This is a genomic window from Myceligenerans crystallogenes (genome assembly GCF_039529775.1).
Taxonomy (GTDB): Bacteria; Actinomycetota; Actinomycetes; order Actinomycetales; family Cellulomonadaceae; genus Myceligenerans; species Myceligenerans crystallogenes.
In genome coordinates this window covers 80501-100236 of record NZ_BAAANL010000005.1, presented here as the reverse complement: position 1 = coordinate 100236, position 19736 = coordinate 80501, and the positions used below count along the sequence as shown (strand labels likewise).

The following is a 19736-nucleotide window of genomic DNA, read 5'->3' as shown; positions in this document are numbered from 1 at the left end:
GATGCGCACGACACTGGCCGAGATCACGGCCGCGAGCCTGGTGCTGAACCAGGACGACCCGGCCGAGCTGCTCGGGCCGCGCCCCGCGGCCGGGCCGCAGGAGACGGCGGGCACGAGCGTCGACTTCGACCTCAAGCGCGACCTGGGCCGCAAGGGAACGCGCACGCTGGACCGCGCGGCGGGCCTGGCGATGCACGCGGTGGGGCGCCTGCCGGGGATGACGCCGATCACCTCGGCGGACGCCGAGGCGGTCGACCAGCCCGACGTCGGGCTGGTGCTCGCGACCACCATGGGCAGCATCCAGTCCACCTTCGACTTCACCCGGGACTCGTTCACCGGCGCCAAGCCGTACCACGTCGACCCCGCCCGGTTCCCGAACACGGTCATGAACTTCGCGGCCGGCCAGTGCGCCATCCGCTACCGGATCCAGGGGCCGAACGCGACGGTCACCACGGGACACGTCGGCTCGTTCACCGCGCTGGCCTACGCGGTGCGCCTGCTGCACAGCGGCCACGCCGCCACCATGGTCGTGGGCGCGAGCGAGGAGCTCTCCGCGGCCCGCGCCGGGATCGAGCGGGCCTGGGGCATCGACGCCGGGGCGCTCGGCGAGGGCGCCGCCGCGGTGCTGGTGCGGTCGCCGGGCAGCGGCGACGCGCCGATCGGCGAGATCCTGGGCCTGGACTCCGCCCTGGCGTTCGACCCCGAGTCGGCCGAGTCCGTGCTGGCGAAGCTGGGCGAGCGCGTCCTGGCAGGCAAGGACGGCGAGTCCGCCGCGCCCCTGCGCGTCCGCGTCGTCGCACCGCGGGACGCCGACCCGGCGTCGCCCGAGTCGAAGGGCCTGGCACGGCTCGTCGAGGGCGGCGACCTCGGGTCCGTCGTCGTCGTGGACACCGCCGCGCACACCGGCGACATCGGCTCCGCGTCCGGGCTGGTGCAGCTCCAGGCGGCGCTCGCGGCGCTGCGCGCACAGGGCGCCGACGGGCCCGACGACGTCGCGCTGGTCACCGGGACCGACCGCGAGGGTGCCGTGCACGTCGCCCTGGTGCGGCTGCCGCAGGGCACCGGCGGGGAGACGCCGTGAGGCCGAGCACGGTCGTGCTGACCTGCGACGGCGAGATCGCCCGGGGTGACGAGCGGCGCGCGGCGCGGGCGCTGGCGGTCCAGGCCGTCCGCGTCCTGACCGGGAGCTGGTCGCCGGTCCGGCTGCGTTCGCGCGCGGGCCGGCGTCCGCTCGGTACCCAGGACGGCCGCCGCGTCTGGGTCTCCTGGTCGCACTCCCGGCAGGGTGTGGCCGCGGCCGCCTCGACGCGGCCCGTCGGGGTCGACATCGAGGCGTGCCGTCCGCTGCGCGAGCCCGGCCCGATCGCCGAACGGCTGGCGACGGCGGGCCTCGCCGGCCGGGCCGGTGAGCCGTGTTCCGTGCTGGACGGCTGGGTGGCGCTGGAATCGGGCCTGAAGGCGCTCGGCGTGGGGCTGGCCCTCCCGCTGCGCCGCGTCCGGTTCCGCGACGCCGCCCTCGAGCTCGACGGCCGCGCCACGGGCCTGCGCCGGACCGCGCTGCCGGGGCACGGCCGGCTCCACCACACGTCGGTGGTCCATCACGGCACGCCGGCGGACCTCGTCCACGTCGTGGCCCGGTCCGCCGGACCGGTGCCCGACCACCATCTCGACGGCGCCCGCCCGGGAGCCGTCCCCTCGTTTCCCCTTTCCACCACATCAACCCAGGAGGAAGTCATGGCTGTTGCGCTCGACAAGGAAGAGCTCCGTCACCTCATCGCGGACACCATCGACCAGGACGTCGAGGACGTCACCGACGAGGCGAGCTTCACGGACGACCTCGACGTGGACTCCCTGATGGCGCTCGAGGTGACCATGGTGCTGGAGCGCCGCTACAAGGTGAAGCTCAAGGAGGAGCGCCTTCCCGAGGTCACCTCCCTGCAGGCCGCCTACAACCTGCTGAGCGAGGAACTGGAGAAGACCGCGTGACGACCGCACCGGCGGAGGTCGTCACCCGGCTGGCCGGCGCCGGCCTCACCCGTGAGGCCGGCCCGGACGACGCGGCGGGCGGGACCGAGCGGTACTCGGCGGTCCTGCCCGTCGGGCACCCGGCGCTGGCCGGGCACTACCCCGGCTACCCGATCGTCCCGGGCGTCTTCCTCGTGGAGATCGCGGCGTCCGCCGAGGCGTTCCGCCTCGGCGTGCCCGAGCTCGGGGACCGGTGGACGGGCGTGCCGTCGGTGCGCTTCCGCGCCCCGGTCTTTCCCGGCCAGCGGATCCTGCTCGACCGCACCGAGCGGCGCGGCCGTCCCCGGTACGCGCTGAGCCACGAGGACGGCACCGCCGTGGCGACCGTCGACCTCGACGTGGCCGGTGAGGCCCGTGAGCCCGGCGGGCCCGCGGAGGCGGCCGCCCCGCCGGCCTCCTCGGCTCCGTCGGCGGATTATCCCCGCCCCGAGGAGATCCTGCCGCACCGCCCGCCCATGCTGCTGCTCGACCGCGTCGAGTCGGTCGAGCCGGGCGCCGCCGTCACCGCGACCTACACCGTGACGGCCGGGGCGGGCGGCGCGACGCCGGACGGCGCCGCGGGCGCCATGCCGTGGCCGCTGGTGGTGGAGTCGTGGGCGCAGGCCGCGGCGATGCTGACGACCTGGCACGAGCCCACGCCCGACGTCCGCACCGGCTCCGTGCTGCTGTTCGGCGGCGCCCGCGAGGTCACCTTCGGCGCCCCGGCCCCGGCCGGCACGACGCTCACGCACGAGGTGACCCTCGTGGCCGACTCCGGCGGCGCCGCCGTGCTCAGCGGGAGCAGCCGGGCCGGTGACCGGGAGGTGCTCCGGGTCGGTCAGCTCACCATCGGACGCCGCCCGGCGTCCGAGCTGCCCGATCCCGGGCAGGCCCGGAACGCCGCGAACGCGGGCGGCACGGCAGACGCCGCGAACACAGCGAACACAGCGCAGGACGAGAACCAGGAGGTGGCACGATGACGAACCCCGTCGCACTCGTGACCGGAGGATCCCGCGGCATCGGCGCGGCCGTGGCGCTGCGCCTCGCCGCCGACGGCTACGACGTGGCCATCACGTACTCCAGCCGCTCGGAGGAGGCCGCCAAGGTCGTCGCCGGGATCGAGGCCGCCGGACGCCGTGGCCTCGCCGCGGCGGTCGACGCCGCATCGGTGGAGGACACCCGGGCGTTCGCCGACCGGGTCGAGCAGGAACTCGGGCCCATCGAGGCCCTGGTCTGCTCGGCGGGCATCACCCGCGACAAGCCGCTGGCGCTCATGGCGCCGGAGGAATGGTCGCAGGTCATCGACGTGAACCTCACGGGAACCTTCGCGGCGTGCCGCGCGGTCACCTACGAGTTCATGAAGCGCCAGCGCGGCTCGATCGTGCTGCTGAGCTCGGTCGCCGGGGTGTACGGCAACGCCGGCCAGGCCAACTACGCGGCCAGCAAGGCGGGCATCATCGGCCTCGGCCGCTCGCTCGCGAAGGAGGTGGCCCGGCACGGCGTGCGCGTGAACGTCGTCGCGCCCGGCTTCATCGAGACCGACATGACCGCCGCCCTGCCCGAGAAGGCCCGCGCCAAGGCGGCCAAGACCGTCCCGGCCAACCGGTTCGGCAGCGCGCAGGAGGTGGCCGACACCATCTCCTTCCTGGTGTCCGACCGCGCCTCCTACATCACCGGGCAGGTGCTCGGCGTCGACGGGGGCCTGACGCTGTGAGCACGCCGCGGACGGCCGGGACCACCAACAGCACCGGCAAGCCGACGATCTGGTACCTCTCGCTGCGCAGCCCGTACAGCTGGCTCGCCATCCGGCTCGCCCAGAAGCGCTGGCCCGAGCTGTGGGCCGACGCCGAGCTCCGGGTCTTCTTCGAGCCCGGCGAGGCCATGGCCACCGAGGTCGCCGAGCGGCGGATCGACTTCCCCTACGTCGCCATGTCCCGCGCCAAGCACCTCTACATCCTGCGCGACGTGCGCCGGATCGCGGGCGGGCTCGGCCTCACCCCGACCTGGCCCGTCGAGCGGGACCCCCAGTGGGACGTGCCCAGCCTGGCCGTCGTCGCCGCCCTGCGGGCCGACGCCGTCTCGGGCCGGGAACTCGCCCTGGACCTCACGGCGGCCCGCTGGGAACGGGGCGAGGACATCCTCGACCGCGCCGTCGTGGCCGACAGCGCCCGCCGCGCCGGGCTCGACCCGGCGCTCGCGGACGCGGTCGACGACCCGCAGGTCCGGGCCTGGGGCGGCGAGGCGCTCGAGCAGGTCCAGCGGCACGGCGTGTTCGGCGTGCCGATGATCGTCGTCGGGCGCGAGCCGTACTGGGGCGTCGACAGGCTGCCCCTGGCCGCGGCGGCGCACGAGAAGGCCGAGCCGCCCCCGGTCGAGGACTACCTCGGCTCGGCCGTGCGCGAGCCCGACCTCGGCGGCGGCGACCACGCCGGCGGCTGCGGATGACGGCGCTGCCCGGGGCCCGGCGCGTCGGCGAGACCATCGCGAACCGCATGTTCTCGCCGCCGCGCCGGGGCCATCATCGCCGCCCGGCCGAGTTCGGTCTCGACGCCGCCGAGGCCACGTGCACGACGCCGGACGGCGTCGACCTGCACCTGTGGGTGATCGAACCGCCGTCGGGCGGGCCGGGCGACACGGACGGCCCCGGCGGCCCGGCCGGGACGGCGATCGTCGGGCACGGGATCGGGCTGACCAAGTCCGCCAGCCTGCGCCAGGCGGCGCTGCTGCACGAGGCCGGGTACGGCGTCGTCCTGTACGACCACCGGAACCACGGCCTGTCCGGCCACGACGCGGTCCGGCCCGGGATGGCCGACCGCTTCACCCTGGACATCCGGGCGGCCGCGGACTTCGCGGCCGCGCGGTTCGGCGACGAGCGCCCCGTGCTCGCGTACGGGTTCTCGTTCAGCTCGTTCCCGAGCGTCTACGCGCTGCGGGTCGAGTCCCGGATCGGCGCCGTCGTCTGCGACAGCGGGCCGGCGTCCGACATCCCGGGCATCGTGACCCGGTTCGCGCAGGCGGGCGCGCTGCCCCTGCCGCGCTGGATCCTGGCGAACCCCTGGGGGCGGCAGGTGGTCGCGGCGTGCGCCGCGCGGGCGACCGCGCTGCTCGCGGGCGAGTGGCCACCTCCGGCGTCCCAGGGCGCGCTCGACCGAACGCCGATGCTGTTCGTCGTCGGCGCCGGCGACGCGATCATGGCCGCCGACGAGGTGCGGGCCATGGCCGCCCGTTACGCCCGGGCACGCTGCGTCGTGCTGCCGGGCGGCCACCTGGAATCCGTCAAGCACGACCCGGAGGCCTACCGCGCGACCCTGACCGAGTTTCTCGAGGAGTTCCGCGAGGAACCCCGCTAACCCTTGGAGGCGACCACGTGAACGTGGCGGAGCTCTCGGAGATCGACCTGTTCGACGACGACGTCCTGCAGGACCCCTACCCGGTACTGCGCCAGTTGCGGGACGTCGGTCCCGCGGTGTACCTGCCCCGCCACGACGTGTGGTTCGTGGGCCGGTACGCCGACGTGAAGGCGTGCCTGGCGGCGCCGGACACGTTCTCCGCGCACCAGGGCGTGGGGATGTCCTACCAGTTCAACCGGCTCTCGGCCGGGACGGCGGTGCTGACCTCGGAGGGCGAGACCCACCGCCTGCTGCGCGAGATCCTCATGCGGGACCTGAACACCCCCCGCTTCCGGTCCGTGCAGGCGCAGGTCGACGCCGAGGCGGAGGCGCTGGTGGCCACCCTGGTGGCGCGGGGACGGTTCGACGCCGTGAACGACCTCGCGCGGGTCTTCCCGCTGAGCGTCGTGTGCGCGTTCCTGGGGCTGCCGCTGCAGGACCGCTCGGAGATCCTGCGGCTCGCGGACGCCGGGATCAACAGCTTCGGGCCCATCAACGAGCGCACCCTGGGGGCGTTTCCCCAGTACCACGAGCTGCTGAAGTACCTCTCGACGGTCGCCGTGCCGCCCCACCTGCTCCCGGGCGGCGCGGGCGAGACGTTCTACCGGGCGGTCGAGGACGGTGAGATCGACCGCACGACGGCGGCCGGGCTCGTCTCCACCTACCTCGTCGCGGGCGTCGACACGACGATCAACTCGGTGAGCAACGCGCTGCGCCTGCTGGGCGAGAACCCCGACGCGTGGCGGCGCGTCCGCCAGGATCCCGGCCGGCTCGTGCCGCAGGCGGTGCGCGAGGTGCTCCGGCACGACCCGCCGGTGCAGATGATGACGCGAACCGTCACGCACGACACCGAGATCGGCGGGGTGCGCGTGCCCGCCGGGCAGCGGGTCATGCTCAACTACGCCTCGGCCTGCCGCGACGAGCGCAAGTACGCCGATCCCGACCGGTTCGACCTCGACCGGGACCCGCGGGACCACCTGGCGCTCGGGCACGGCGTCCACAACTGCGTGGGCGCCGGGCTCGCGCGGCTCGAGTCGCACGCCGTGCTCCACGCGTTCGCCCGGCAGGTCGAGACCTTCACCTGCGGCCCCGCGCGCCGTCACCTCAACAACGTGGTGCGCGGCCTGGACCATCTACCCGTCGAGATCACCCGGCTCGCCGATCGGGCTGCCGAGCCACTGGTGCCCGTGGGCCATCAGGGGGGTGTGCCAGCCGCGCTCGGCGGCCAGGAACCCCGCCTCGAAGCGGGAGTTCGCGCCGAGCTCGTCCATGAGCAGCCGCACGTACCGGCGGAATGTCCGTACGGACACACCGAGCACCCGGGCGGCCGTGGCGTCGGTGTCGCCGGAGACCAGGAGCGCGAGGACCTGCCGCCGCTGGTGGGGGGTGAGCTGGCTGGCCCCGGTGCCGGAGAGGTTGTCACCCTTGGGGGCGTAGCTGCGGCTCCAGTAGGCCAGGGCGAGCTGGGCGAGGGCGGAGGCAACCTGTGTCCCGTACAGCACGATTCCCTGCTCGCCCGGCCGGACCGGGCGGAACAGCGCGACCTGCCGGTCGACGATGAGCAGGGTGATCGACGGCGCGTGCATCGCGATCCGGACCTGGATGCCTGAGCGCCGCATCTGGTCCAGGGTCTCGACCGTGCGGGCGACCTTGAGGTCGTGCGGGCTGAACAGGAGCGACACATGGACGCCCCGGGCGGCGGCCGCGAACAGCTCGCGGGCGATCGCCGGGCGGGACTCGGCCGAGGTCAGGGAGACGGTGGCGACCATGACGACGGACGACTTCGACAGCGAGATCGCCTTGACGGCCTGGGCGTCGAGCTCTCGCACGTCGGTCTTGCGCATCGGGGAGCGGTCGGTGCACTCGCGCACCCGCTCGATGTCGTGTGCCAGCTCGAAGGCGCGCTGCCGGAGCCGGTACAACTCGTCCTCGGACTCTTCCACCGGGACGAGCGAGGGCGACGGATCTGTGGCCATAACTCCCTCTGGGGTGAATAAAATGTCTGTAAGGTCCATGATACCCCCTCACCAGACAGTATCTGGAGTAATTCGATGACCAGCTCTGCGGAACGAGTGCCGGGAACGGCCGGATCACACCGGATGCCGTGGATCTGGGGGGCCACCCCCGCCGAGGACGCCGCGCGGTATCCCTGCGACGAGCTGGCGGGGTCCGGCGACCTGCGGCTGCTGCGGGCGGTGTCGGTGGCGGCCCCCGCCGAGACCGTGTGGGCCTGGCTCGGGAACCTGCGGGTCGCCCCGTACAGCTACGACTGGCTCGACAACCTGGGCCGGCGCAGCCCGCGGGCGCTGCGCACCGGGCTGCCGCCGCTGCAGCCCGGTCAGCGGATCATGACGATCTTCACCGCCGAGCACGTCGCACCGGGCTCCGACCTGTCGATCTACCTGCACGACGGGCCGGGCCTGCGGCTGTTCGGCCAGGTCAGGGTCACCTACGCGGTGCGGCCCGAGGGCGAGGGCAGCCGGCTGATCGCGGTGCTCCGGCTCGCGGCGGGCGGCGGGGCGCTGAGCTCCGCCCGCCGCCTCGGCCTCGCCTGGGGGGACCTGCTGATGATGCGCAAGCAGCTGTACACGCTGCGGGACCTGGCGGAGGGCCGCCACGACCGGCCGTAGCCGCGCCCACACGGGTACGACGACGCCCGGCCCCGCCGGGGCCGGGCGTCGCGGGATGCTCAGCGGCGCGCGAGGTCGGCCGCGCCGACGATCCCCGCCTCGTTGCCGTGCCGTGCCAGCTCGATCTGCGCCACGGGCCGGTGCCCGAGCGCGGACAGCTGCGCCTCGTAGCCGTTGCGCACCGGGCCGAGCAGCAGCTCGCCCGCCGCGCCGACGCCGCCGCCGATCACGAAGATCTCCGGGTCGAGCAGCGCCGCCACCGACGCCGCGCCCTCGCCGATCCACTTGCCGAGCACGGCGAGCAGCTCGATCGCGAGCTCGTCGCCCTCCGCGGCGGCCTGCGTCACCTGCGGCCCCTTGATGCCCTCGGCGGAGCCGCCCGCGAGCTCCAGCAGCCGGGCGGCGCGGCCGGGCTGGGCGATCGCGGCGTGCTGCGCGTCGCGCACCAGCGCCGACCCGGACGCGTACTGCTCCCAGCAGCCCTCGTGCCCGCAGCCGCAGTAGTGCCCCTCCGGGACCATGCGCATGTGGCCCACCTCGGCGGCGGCGCCCCACTTGCCGCGTACCAGCTCGCCGCCCACGATCACCGCGCCGCCCAGGCCCGTCCCGACGGTCAGCATGATCATGTCCGTGGCGGCCTTGCCGGCGCCGTACCGGAACTCGGCCCAGCCGGCCGCGTTGGCGTCGTTCTCGACGACGATCGGGGCGTCCAGGTCGATCAGCGCGCGGACCTTCTCCGCCAGCGGGTACTCGCGCCACGCGATGTTCGGGGCGAAGTTCACGCCGGTGCGGTCCGGGCTGATGAAGCCCGCCGCCGCGAGGCCGATGGCGCCGACCTCGTGCTCCTTGGACAGCTCGGTGACGGCGTCGGCGATGGCCCGGTCGATACCGGCGACGTCGTCGGCGGTCGTCTCACGACGCGTCTGGGCGAGGATCTGCCCGTCCTCGTCGACCACGCCCACGGCGATCTTCGTGCCGCCGATGTCGACTCCGATGGCGTGCATGACGTCGTCCTTCACTGTCGCAGGGATACTCGTGGCAAGCGCCCGGCGATCCAGCCCGGCGGGGCCGGCGCACGGGCGCGAACACCAGAGTATCCGTCGCCGGGAAGGCGGCGGCACCCCGTCCGCGTGGTGTGCACTGCCGGAAATTGCCGCCTGATACCCGATCTCATAACAACCTGATACTCGGTGTACCTGTAAGCGCACCTTTCCGGGTATGTTGGCAGCCACGATCTTCACTGTCACTGGAGTCAGCATGAACGAGGTCCACGCTCCGCAGCTGGTCGAGCTGCCCCCCACCTACAACACGAGCAGCCTGCTCGCCGATCGGGTCGCCGAGGATCCGGGTGCTGCGCTGATGGAGCGCCCGGACGGTGCCGGCGGCTGGACCCCGGTCACGTCGGCCCAGTTCGCCGCCGAGGTGACCGCGGCCGCGAAGGGCCTGGTCGCCCGGGGCGTCCAGCCCGGCGACGGCGTCGCCGTCATGTCCGCCACGCGCTACGAGTGGGCGCTGCTGGACTTCGCCGTCTGGGCGGCCGGTGCCGTCACCGTGCCGATCTACGAGACCTCCAGCGCCGAGCAGGTCGAGTGGATCTGCGGCGACTCGAAGGCGACGATCGTCTTCGCCGAGACCGCGGCCCACGCCGAGACGATCAGCTCCGTGCACGACTCGCTGGCCGACCTGCGCGAGATCCTGGTGATCGCCGACGGCGCGGTCGAGGCCCTCATGGCCGAGGGCACGGGCGTGGACGACGCCGAGATCGAGCGCCGTCGCGCGCTCGCGGGCAAGGCCGACGTCGCGACCATCATCTACACCTCGGGGACGACGGGCCGCCCCAAGGGCGTGGAGCTGACGCACGGCAACCTCACGGAACTCCCGGTGAACGCGGTCAAGGACAACCCGGAGGTGTTCGTCGAGGGCGGTCGCCTGCTGCTGTTCCTGCCGATGGCCCACATCTTCGCGCGGTTCATCCACATGCTCGCCGTCGCCTCCGGCACGGTCACCGGCCACTGGGGAGACACGACGACCCTGGTGGACGCGCTCGGCACGTTCCGGCCGACGTTCATCCTCGCGGTGCCGCGCGTCTTCGAGAAGGTCTACAACTCCGCGGAGCAGACGGCCGCCGCGGGCGGCAAGGTCAAGATCTTCCACTGGGCGGCACGCACGGCCATCGAGTACTCGCGGGCGCTCGACGCGCCGCAGGGTCCCGGCCTGGGGCTGCGGCTGCGGCACAAGGTCGCGGACGCGCTGGTGTTCTCCAAGCTGCGGGCGAAGCTCGGCGGGCAGGCGCAGCACGCCGTCTCCGGCGGCGGCCCGCTGGGTGAGCGCCTCGGGCACTTCTACCGCGGCCTCGGGGTCAACATCCTCGAGGGTTACGGCCTGACCGAGACCACGGCGCCGACCAGCGTGAACAAGCTGCAGCTGCAGAAGGTCGGGTCGGTCGGCCCGGCGCTGCCGGGCTGCAGCATGGCGATCGCCGACGACGGCGAGGTGATGCTCAAGGGCATCGGCGTCTTCGCCCGCTACCACAACAACCCCGAGGCCACCGCGGAGGCCTTCACCGCCGACGGCTGGTTCCACACCGGTGACCTCGGCGAGATCGACGAGCGCGGCGTCCTGACGATCACGGGCCGCAAGAAGGAGATCATCGTCACCGCGGGCGGCAAGAACGTGGCGCCGTCGGTCCTGGAGGACAGGATCCGCGCGCACGCGCTGGTCAGCCAGTGCGTCGTCGTCGGCGACAACAAGCCGTACATCGGCGCGATCATCACGCTCGACGCGGAGGGCCTGCCCGGCTGGCTGAAGATGGAGGGCAAGCCCGGGATGAGCGCGGACGAGGCGCGGCGGGACCCGGACGTGCTGGCAGCCCTCGACCAGGTGGTGCTGCGGGCGAACAACGCGGTCTCCAAGGCCGAGTCGATCCGCAAGTTCACGGTGATCCCGGGTGACCTGACCATCGAGAACGGGTACCTCACGCCGAAGTTCTCCGTGCGGCGCGCGATCGTGCTGAAGGACTTCGCGGACGACATCGAGCGGCTGTACCAGGACAAGAACAAGGACAGCCTGCACCTGATCTGAGGCCGTGCCGAAGCCGTCCGGACCGTTCGCGGTCCGGACGGCTTCGTCGTGTCAGACGACGGCGCCGGGGTCGTTGTCCTCCGGGTCCCGGCGGTGGGGCATGCGCCACAGGAGGACGCCCAGGCCGAGGGCGAACAGGCCCAGGGCGACCTGGCCGACCAGGGGCGGGATCTGGAGCGACGGCACGGCCGCGACCAGGATGACGCTGATCAGGGCCAGGATCGGGATGCCGCCCACGGCGAACCAGGCCATGGTGGCCAGGGGGTCCTTGTCGGTCAGGAGGGGTTCCGGCTCCGGGGGGCTGAAGTGGCCCTCGGCCTCCTCCAGGGCCTCGACCTCCGGGGTGACCGGCCAGTCGCGCGGCCCGGCGGGGCGCGGGACGGAACCCTGGGGAGCCGTCGCGGCGTCGTCGGCGAGTCCGGGCGTGCCGCGGGTCGTGGCGTCGTCCTCGCGGGCGCCGTCGGGCGGGACGGTGCCGGCCGGGCCGGCGGGCCGGAGGCCCTCGTGCAGGTCGGACGGTTCCGGGAAGGGTGTGCGGGGTGCCGGGGACGGGGTGGCACCGAGATCGCCGAGGGAGGCTATGAGGTCGGCGAAGCGGGCGTCGACGGCCTCGTCGGGCAGTTCCCCGGGCCGTGCGGCGGGCTCGCCGGAACGCGCGGCGGCCTCCCCGGGGCGCGGAGTGGTGTCCCGAGCAGCGTCTTCGCTACGGTCGGCGGGGGGCGCCGGTTCCTCGGGCAGGTCGTCGTCGCGGTCGTCCGTGTTCGAAGCGGCCATGGGGCACACTCTAATTTGCGGAAGCGACCCGGGCGGACACACCGCGGGGGCACGAGGAGGAGTCTTGTTCTACTGGGTGATGAAGCATGTCCTGGTGGGGCCGTTGCTGCGGCTCGCGTACCGGCCCTGGGTGGAGGGGAGGAAGAACGTGCCGCGGCGCGGCGCGGCGATCCTCGCGGGGAACCACCTGGCGGTGATCGACTCGTTCCTGCTGCCGCTGATGCTGCCGCGGCAGGTGAAGTTCCTCGGGAAGTCGGACTACTTCACGGGCAAGGGGCTCAAGGGGCGGATCACCGCCTGGTTCATGACCGGGATCGGGACGATCCCCGTGGACCGGGCCGGGGGTGCGGCGAGCGAGGCGGCGATCAGCACCGGGGTCCGGGTGCTGCGCGAGGGGGATCTGCTGGGCATCTACCCGGAGGGCACGCGCAGCCCGGACGGGCGGCTGTACAAGGCCAAGACGGGCGTGGCGCGGATGGCGCTGGAGACCGGCGTGCCGGTCATCCCGGTGGTGATGGTGGGGACGGACGAGGCGCAGCCGGCGGGGCGCGTCGTGCCGAGGTTCATGCCGCTCGGCGCCCGGATCGGGGAGCCGCTGGACTTCTCGCACCTTGCCGGCAAGGCGGGCGACCACGCCACGCTGCGGCGGGTCGCCGACGAGATCATGGAGGCGATCCTGGCGCTGTCGGACCAGGAGTATGTCGACGTGTACGCCGCGACGGAGAAGTCGGCGACGGCGGCCGGGCGGGAGCCGACGCCGGCGACCCGGTACCTGCCGACGCAGCGGCCCGCGTCGTGACTCCGCCGAAAACAGCCTGACCGGTCTGTGGACAACCGGGGGCCGGGTGCCGGTGTCGCTCACTAGGATGAGGGCTGAGAACTCCTGCGAACCGAGAGGTGCAACTGCGATGGCTGTTCGTCGTGTGGCTCTGCTGACCGCCGGGGGCTTCGCCCCCTGCCTGTCATCGGCGGTCGGTGGTCTGATCGAGCGGTACACCGAGCTCGACTCCACGATCGAGATCATCGCCTACCAGCACGGCTACCACGGCCTGCTGACGGGTACCAAGGTCGTCGTCGACGACGAGGCGCGCAAGAAGGCGGGCATCCTGCACCGGTTCGGCGGGTCGCCGATCGGTAACTCGCGCGTGAAGCTGACCAACGTCAAGGACTGCGTGAAGCGCGGGCTCGTGCAGGAGGGCCAGAACCCGCTGCACGTCGCGGCGGAGCAGCTCAAGTCCGACGGCGTCGACGTCCTGCACACCATCGGCGGCGACGACACGAACACCACCGCCGCGGACCTCGCTGCCTACCTGCACGAGAACGGCTACGACCTGACGGTGGTGGGCCTGCCCAAGACCATCGACAACGACGTGGTGCCGATCCGCCAGTCGCTGGGCGCCTGGACCGCCGCCGAGGAGGGCGCGCGGTTCGCCGCGAACGTCATCGGCGAGAACCGCGTCGGCCCGCGCATGCTGATCATCCACGAGGTCATGGGCCGCCACTGCGGCTGGCTGACCGCCGCGACGGCCGCCGAGTACCGCAAGTGGCTGGACACCCAGGAGTGGGTGCCGAGCCTGGGCCTGACCCGCGAGCGCTGGGACATCCACGCGGTGTTCCTGCCGGAGCTGGAGATCGACATCGACGCCGAGGCCAAGCGCCTGCGCGCGATCATGGACGAGCAGGGCAACGTGAACATCTTCCTGTCGGAGGGCGCGGGCCTGAACGAGATCGTCGCGCAGCTCGAGGCCGCCGGCGAGGAGGTGCAGCGTGACCCGTTCGGGCACGTGAAGCTCGACTTCGTGAACCCGGGCCAGTGGTTCGCCAAGCAGTTCGCCGAGAAGCTGGGCGCCGAGAAGGTCATGGTGCAGAAGTCCGGCTACTACTCGCGCGCCGCGGCCGCGAACACGGAGGACCTGCGCCTCATCAAGTCGATGACCGACTACGCGGTGGAGGCGGCGCTGCGCGCCGAGTCCGGCGTCGTCGGCCACGACGAGGAGGACGGTGACAAGCTGAAGGCGATCCCGTTCCCGCGGATCGCGGGCGGCAAGGCGTTCGACACCTCGGCGCCGTGGTTCGGCGAGCTGCTCGCCGACCTCGGCCAGCCGCTCGTGCCCGCGGCCCAGGCCGCCCACTGACGGCCGGGACGGGCACGCCATGAGCACGATCGCAGACGCCGGGCTCCACGAGGGCCTGGACCACTTCCGCACGCTCGAGGCACGCCAGCAGCCGGTCTGGCCGGACGCCGGCGCGCTGGCCGCCGTGACCGCGCGGCTGGAGCACGCCGCGCCCCTGGCGAGCCCGTCCGAGGCCGACACCCTGACCGAGCGACTCGCCGCCGCCGGGCGGGGCGAGGCGTTCCTGCTGCAGGGCGGTGACTGCGCGGAGTCGTTCGACGACGCGCACGCCGACCGGATCCGCAACAAGGTGCGCACCATCCTGCAGATGGCCGTCATCCTCACGCACAGCGCCTCGACGCCCGTGGTGAAGATGGGCCGCATGGCGGGCCAGTACGCCAAGCCGCGCTCGAGCAACGACGAGACGCGCGACGGCGTGACCCTGCCCGCCTACCGCGGTGACATGGTCAACGGGCACGCGTTCACCCCCGAGTCGCGCGTACCGGACCCGGAGCGGCTGGCGCAGGCGTACCGCATCTCGTCGGCGACGGCGAACGTCGTGCGCGCGTTCACCACGGGCGGCCACGCCGACCTGCGCCAGGTGCACGAGTGGAACCGGGGCTTCATGCAGAACCCGGCGTACGCGGCGTACGAGCGCACGGCCGACGAGATCGACCGCGCGATCCGGTTCATGGACGCCTGCGGTGCGGACTTCGACGCGCTGCGCTCGGTCGAGTTCTACGTGGGCCACGAGGCGCTGATCCTGGACTACGAGCGGGCGCTGACCCGCCACGACCAGCGCACGGGCAAGGCGTACGACACCAGCGGCCACTTCCTGTGGATCGGTGAGCGCACGCGTCAGCTCGACGGCGCGCACGTGGACTTCCTGTCCCGCGTGGCCAACCCGATCGGCGTTAAGCTCGGCCCGACGACGACGCCCGCGGACGCCCTGGCCCTGTTCGAGAAGCTGAACCCGGAGAACACCCCGGGCCGGCTGACGTTCATCACCCGGATGGGCGCGGGCAGGATCCGCGACGTGCTGCCCGGCCTGGTCGAGGCGGTCACGTGGGCGGGCGCGAACGTCACCTGGGTGACGGACCCGATGCACGGCAACACGATCACCTCGGAGTCCGGGTACAAGACGCGCCGGCTGTCGGACGTGCTGGACGAGGTCGCGGGCTTCTTCGAGGTGCACCGCGCGGTCGGCACGGTGCCGGGCGGCCTGCACGTCGAGCTCACGGGCGACGACGTGACCGAGGTGCTCGGCGGGGCGGAGGAGATCTCGGACGCGGGCCTCGCGCTGCGCTACGAGACGCTCGTCGACCCGCGCCTGAACCACCAGCAGTCGCTGGAACTCGCCTTCCAGGTGGCGGAGATGATCCGGCAGTAGCAGGTAGCGGTACCGGTACAGGGGCCGCACTGCGGTAATCTCCGCAGCGCGGCCCGTGCCGGCCGACGAGCAGTGCGACGAGAGAGGCAGCCCGCCACGTGGTTCAGTCGATCCCCAGCCCGCCCCTGGAGTGGAACGCCATCCCCCTGGGACCGTTGAACCTCCACATCTACGCCCTGTGGCTGCTGGCCGGGATCGGCGTGGCCGCGTGGCTCACGCAGCGGCGGCTGACCCGGCGCGGCGCGCCGCCGGAGGTCGTGCTCGACATCGTGCTGTGGGCCGTGCCGCTCGGCATCGTGGGCGCGCGCATCTACCACGTGCTCACGCACACGTCGGACTACTTCGGGAACGACGACGTCTGGGACGTCGTGCGGATCTGGGACGGCGGCAACGCGATCTTCGGCGGGCTGATCGGCGGCGCCCTGGGCGTGTGGATCGCGTGCCGGATCGCGGGGCTGCGCTTCTGGTCGTTCGCGGACGCGCTGGCGCCCGCGATGCTGATCGCCCAGGCGATCGGGCGCGGCGGCAACTGGTGGAACCACGAGCTGTTCGGCGGGCCGACGACGCTGCCGTGGGGCCTGGAGATCGACCCGAACGCGGCCATGTACAAGGCGATGTACCCCGACGGCTTGGCCGAGGGGACCTTGTTCCACCCCCTGTTCCTGTACGAGGCGCTGTGGAACCTCGCGGGCGCGGCGCTGCTGCTCGCCCTCGACAAGCGGTTCCACCTGCGCTGGGGCCGCCTGTTCGGGCTCTACCTCGTCTGGTACGGCGCCGGCCGCGTCTGGCTGGAGCTGCTGCGTATCGACCCGACGAGCGACACCGTCGCGGGCCTGCCCGCGAACTCCGCGGCCTCGATCGTGGTGGTCCTGCTTGGCATCGCCCTGTTCGTGCTCCGCGGCCGCCGGCACCCGGAGCCCGAGGAATCGGTCTACACCCCGGGTCGCGAACCGGCCGCCGAGGGCGCCGCAGCCGCGTCGGACGACGCGCCCGCCGCCGGCGACGTCAAGGTCGGGGGGGACCCGCCCACCGGTGACGAGTCGTCCGCGGGGGAGACCACGCAGGACACCCCGGAGGAGGACGAGGTCGAGAAGACCGAGGCTCGGGAGAAGGCCGAGAAGGCCACGGCCCCGGAAGAGGCTGAGGCCGAGAAGGCCGAGGTCCCGGAGAAGGCCACGAAGGCCACGGCGCCGGAGAAGGCCGAGGACGCGCCCGGGAAGCCGGCCGCGTCCGCCGGGTCCTCGTCCTCAGGCGCCGAGGGCTGACGGTCCGCCGGGCCCGGCGTCGTCGTCCCTGACGGCGTCGGCGCCGGCGGTGCCGCCGTCCAGCATCGGCAGGTCGTCGAACGCGTTGTTCTCGCTCATCCACGCGGCCCCGAGCAGGAGCAGCAGGACGAGGACGATCGCGGTGGTGAGCGCGCCGGAGCGGCGCTTGCGCGGCGGGGCCGGGCGGGTGCTCATCGCCTGGGTCGGGACGTCGTCGTTCGCGGGCCTGGCCCCGGGCTTGCCGAGCGACGGCAGCAGCGTCACCGGGATGTTCGTGGCGAGCTGCCGCCCGCCGGCGTCGATCACGCCCGCGACGGGGATCGGCTGGGCCGGGGCGGGCGCGCCGAGTTCACCGGGCGTGCGGTCCAGCACCTCACGCGGCAGGGCCTTCCAGGTGGCGCGCAGCAGCTTCAGGGCCTCGCGGCCGTTCGCCGGGCGGTGCCCCGGGTCGTTGGCCGCGAACGTGTTCACCATGAGCTCCACGGCGTCACCGAGCCCGCCGACGGTGGCCCGCAGGCTCGGGATCGTGGCGTTGACGTGCGCGTACGCGACCGCGATCGGCGTCTCGCCCTGGAACGGCTGGCGGCCCGTGAGCATCTCGAAGGCCATGACGCCGATCGCGTACACGTCGGCCCGCACGTCCGACCTCCCGGTCGTGATGACCTCGGGCGCCATGTAGGCGACCGTGCCGAACACGGTGCCCGTGGCGGTCTGGGTCGCCTCGGTGACCGCGCGGGCCAGGCCGAAGTCGGCCAGCTTCGCGGTGCGCCGGTCCTGCGTCATCAGCACGTTCTCCGGCTTGATGTCGCGGTGCATGACGTGCTGGTCGTGCGCGGCGCTGAGCGCCGACAGGACCTGGTCGAGCAGGGCGAACGTGCGCCGCACGGTCAGCGACCCCTCGCGCACGAGCTGGCGCAGGTTCGTGCCGGGCACGTACTCCATGATCAGGTAGTTGAGGGTGCCGTCCGCCCCCTGGCCGTGCACGGCGACGACGCCGGGGTGACTCAGCCCCGCGGCGGCGCGCGCCTCGCGCCGGAACCGTTTGATGAAGTCCGCGGCCTGGTCCCCCTCGGCCAGGTGCGGGTGCATCACCTTGAGTGCGACGTCACGGCCGGATTCGGAGTCGTGCGCGCGGTACACGACCGCCATGCCGCCCTGCGCGACGCGTTCGGTGACCTGGTACCGGCCGTCGACCGTGCGCCCGACGAGGGGGTCTTGTGTCACGGAAGCCACGGCCGAAGTGTACGGGCGGGAGGTGACGTGCGGGAACGGGGTCTTGTCCCCGTTCTGTCCCGGCCGTCGCCGGGCCGTCTCGCCGGTGCCGGGCGCGGGCGGCGCCGGGGCCGATAAGATCGACCGGTGAGCACCACCACACCCGAGGGCCCGGACCTCAGCGAGCGGCAGGACCAGACCGGACACGACCCGGGCGAGCATCCCGGTGACATCCCGGACGACGGCCTGGGCGACGTCGTCGGCGAATGGCTGACGCTGCCCGATCTCGCCGAGCGCGTCGGCGTCGACTTCGGCCGCGCCCGCCGCCTCGTGCGGGACCGGCACGTCGTCGCCGTGCGCCAGGGCGAGAACTCGGTGTGGCAGGTCCCGGCGGCCTTCGTGAAGGACGGCGAGGTCATCCCCACGCTGCGCGGCACGATCGTGCTGCTGACCGACGCCGGCTTCAAGGACCACGAGATCATCCGGTGGCTCTTCGAGGAGGAGGAGTCCCTCGGCCTGCCGCCGATCGAGGCGCTGCGCGCCGGCCGTCGCGCGGAGGTCCGCCGCGTGGCGCAGGCCCTGTTCTGAGCGGCGGGCGGGGTCAGGACTCGCGGTCGACGAGGACCGCGGCGATCGCGTGCAGCATTCCGCGGGCGGGCTCGGCCAGGTCGGCCGCGGCCAGGCGGGCCAGCGCCGTCTCGTAGAGCTCGTCCACGAGGTGCTCGACGGCGGCCAGCGCGCCCGATCCCTCGATGACGTCCCGCACCCGGCTCACGTCGTCGCCGGACAGCGCCGGGTCGCCGAGACACGCGGTGAGGCGGGTGCGTGCGGCGTCGTCGGACGACAACGCCAGCTCGGACATCGTGCGGGCGACCAGTACCGTCCGCTTGCCCTCGCGCAGGTCGTCGCCGGCGGGCTTGCCGGTGACGGACGGGTCGCCGAAGACGCCGAGCACGTCGTCGCGCAGCTGGAACGCCTCGCCGAGCGGCACGCCCGCGGCGTGGACCAGGGCGGCCCGTCCCGCGCCCGCGCCCGCGAGCAGCGCGCCCAGCTCGAGCGGGGCGGCGACCGAGTAGCCGGCGGACTTGGCCCGGAGCACGGCCCGCGCGCGGGCCTCGTCCGCGGCGGGGTCCTCGCCCCAGGGCTCGGCCTGCACGAGGACGTCGAGGTACTGGCCGGTGACGACCTCGCTCTGCATGCGGTCGAACGTGTCCCGGACCGCGCCCGCGACGGCGGGGACCGGCTCGAGGGCGGCGGTCAGCTCGCGCTGCGCGGCCACGAGCACGAGGTCGCCGAGCAGGATCGCCCCGGACTCGCCGAACCGGCCCGCGTCCCCGGACCAGCCGGCGGCCGCGTGGCGGGCGGCGAAGGCGCGGTGCGCGGTCGGGGCGCCGCGGCGGGTGTCGGAGTTGTCCATGACGTCGTCGTGCAGCAGCGCCGCGGCCTGGAACAGCTCGAGGGCCGCGCCCGTGCGCACGGCGGCGTCCGCGGCGGGCCCGGACGGCGCGCCGCCGTGCGCGCGGAACGACCACCAGCACAGCGCGGCACGCAGCCGCTTCCCGCCGGTCAGGAGCACCGCGGCCTGGTCGGTCAGCGCCGTGGCGGCGCCGTCGGCGACCGCGCTGATCGCGGCGACCTCGGACGCCAGCACCGCCAGGTGGGCCCCGACGGCGGCGTCCACGCGGGCGCGCAGGTCCTCGGCGTCGACGAGCTGGGCCGGGGTGGCGGGAGTGGCCGGAGCTGGGGCGGCGGGAGCAGGCAGCGCGCGGGTGGCGGGACCAGCCGGAGCCGGGGTGACGGGGGCCGGCGGAGCCGCGGCTGCGGGGACCGGCGGAGCCGTGGTGGGTGCGGTCGGGGGAGTGAGGGCCACGACGCCA

At 73.6% G+C, this 19736-nt stretch carries 17 protein-coding genes and 1 pseudogene; 14 read left to right on the top strand and 4 right to left on the bottom strand.

Going from position 1 to position 19736, the window contains the following annotated elements:
• Position 1: 1 nt before the first annotated feature.
• The 8 genes from ABD208_RS12905 to ABD208_RS12870 all read left to right on the top strand — a co-directional run bounded on the left by ABD208_RS12905 (position 2) and on the right by ABD208_RS12870 (position 8023).
• Positions 2-1081, top strand: a complete 1080-nt coding sequence (locus ABD208_RS12905) for a beta-ketoacyl synthase N-terminal-like domain-containing protein (RefSeq protein ID WP_344103443.1) — start codon at positions 2-4, stop codon at positions 1079-1081.
• Entirely contained in the window at positions 1078-1986 is a 909-nt protein-coding gene (locus tag ABD208_RS12900; protein ID WP_344103440.1) for a phosphopantetheine-binding protein, read from the top strand. The genes ABD208_RS12905 and ABD208_RS12900 overlap by 4 nt, the downstream gene beginning before the upstream one ends.
• On the top strand, positions 1983-2984 hold the full coding sequence (locus tag ABD208_RS12895) for an ApeP family dehydratase (protein ID WP_344103438.1): 1002 nt from the start codon (positions 1983-1985) through the stop codon (positions 2982-2984). Before ABD208_RS12900 ends, ABD208_RS12895 begins: the two co-directional genes overlap by 4 nt.
• Complete coding sequence (gene fabG / locus ABD208_RS12890) at positions 2981-3718, top strand: 3-oxoacyl-[acyl-carrier-protein] reductase (protein ID WP_344103436.1); 738 nt, start codon at positions 2981-2983, stop codon at positions 3716-3718. The genes ABD208_RS12895 and fabG overlap by 4 nt, the downstream gene beginning before the upstream one ends.
• Positions 3715-4449, top strand: a complete 735-nt coding sequence (locus tag ABD208_RS12885; RefSeq protein WP_344103434.1) for a DsbA family protein — start codon at positions 3715-3717, stop codon at positions 4447-4449. The genes fabG and ABD208_RS12885 overlap by 4 nt, the downstream gene beginning before the upstream one ends.
• Positions 4446-5354, top strand: a complete 909-nt coding sequence (locus ABD208_RS12880; protein WP_344103432.1) for an alpha/beta hydrolase — start codon at positions 4446-4448, stop codon at positions 5352-5354. The genes ABD208_RS12885 and ABD208_RS12880 overlap by 4 nt, the downstream gene beginning before the upstream one ends.
• Positions 5355-5371: 17 nt before the next feature.
• Positions 5372-7003, top strand: coding sequence for a cytochrome P450 (locus tag ABD208_RS12875; protein ID WP_344103430.1), 1632 nt, complete (start codon positions 5372-5374; stop codon positions 7001-7003).
• Between the two features lie 441 nt (positions 7004-7444).
• Entirely contained in the window at positions 7445-8023 is a 579-nt protein-coding gene (locus ABD208_RS12870; RefSeq protein ID WP_344103428.1) for an SRPBCC family protein, read from the top strand.
• 59 nt (positions 8024-8082) lie between these two features.
• Here the strand turns inward: ABD208_RS12870 and ABD208_RS12865 are convergent, their stop codons facing one another.
• Positions 8083-9027 (bottom strand): ROK family glucokinase, encoded by a 945-nt coding sequence (locus tag ABD208_RS12865; protein WP_344103426.1) that lies wholly within the window; start codon positions 9025-9027, stop codon positions 8083-8085.
• A 253-nt stretch (positions 9028-9280) separates the two neighbouring features.
• Here ABD208_RS12865 and ABD208_RS12860 point away from each other — a divergent pair, with 253 nt between their 5' ends.
• Positions 9281-11104, top strand: coding sequence for an AMP-dependent synthetase/ligase (locus tag ABD208_RS12860; protein ID WP_344103422.1), 1824 nt, complete (start codon positions 9281-9283; stop codon positions 11102-11104).
• 51 nt (positions 11105-11155) lie between these two features.
• Here ABD208_RS12860 and ABD208_RS12855 read toward each other — a convergent pair whose 3' ends face one another.
• A complete protein-coding gene (locus tag ABD208_RS12855) occupies positions 11156-11878 on the bottom strand; it encodes a hypothetical protein (protein WP_344103420.1) in 723 nt (240 codons plus the stop codon).
• A gap of 64 nt (positions 11879-11942) precedes the next feature.
• Here ABD208_RS12855 and ABD208_RS12850 point away from each other — a divergent pair, with 64 nt between their 5' ends.
• The 4 genes and pseudogenes from ABD208_RS12850 to lgt all read left to right on the top strand — a co-directional run.
• Positions 11943-12677 (top strand): lysophospholipid acyltransferase family protein, encoded by a 735-nt coding sequence (locus ABD208_RS12850; RefSeq protein ID WP_344103418.1) that lies wholly within the window; start codon positions 11943-11945, stop codon positions 12675-12677.
• A 109-nt stretch (positions 12678-12786) separates the two neighbouring features.
• Positions 12787-14013, top strand: a complete 1227-nt coding sequence (locus ABD208_RS12845) for a pyrophosphate--fructose-6-phosphate 1-phosphotransferase (RefSeq protein ID WP_344103416.1) — start codon at positions 12787-12789, stop codon at positions 14011-14013.
• Positions 14014-14032: 19 nt separating this feature from the next.
• Entirely contained in the window at positions 14033-15382 is a 1350-nt protein-coding gene (locus ABD208_RS12840; RefSeq protein ID WP_344103413.1) for a class II 3-deoxy-7-phosphoheptulonate synthase, read from the top strand.
• A 98-nt stretch (positions 15383-15480) separates the two neighbouring features.
• Positions 15481-16452, top strand: a pseudogene (gene lgt / locus ABD208_RS12835) (prolipoprotein diacylglyceryl transferase); the annotation flags it as partial.
• Between the two features lie 177 nt (positions 16453-16629).
• On the opposite strand, the gene ABD208_RS12830 reads toward lgt, so the two are convergent.
• Positions 16630-17880 carry a protein kinase domain-containing protein gene (locus tag ABD208_RS12830; protein ID WP_344103409.1) on the bottom strand — a complete coding sequence of 417 codons (1251 nt, stop codon included), beginning with the start codon at positions 17878-17880 and terminating at the stop codon, positions 16630-16632.
• 126 nt (positions 17881-18006) lie between these two features.
• On the opposite strand from ABD208_RS12830, the gene ABD208_RS12825 reads away from it, so the two are divergent.
• Entirely contained in the window at positions 18007-18447 is a 441-nt protein-coding gene (locus tag ABD208_RS12825; RefSeq protein WP_344103407.1) for an Rv2175c family DNA-binding protein, read from the top strand.
• Positions 18448-18460: 13 nt separating this feature from the next.
• Here ABD208_RS12825 and ABD208_RS12820 read toward each other — a convergent pair whose 3' ends face one another.
• Positions 18461-19729: a polyprenyl synthetase family protein gene (locus ABD208_RS12820; RefSeq protein WP_344103404.1), complete on the bottom strand. Its 1269-nt coding sequence runs from the start codon at positions 19727-19729 to the stop codon at positions 18461-18463.
• Between the last annotated feature and the right edge of the window lie 7 nt (positions 19730-19736).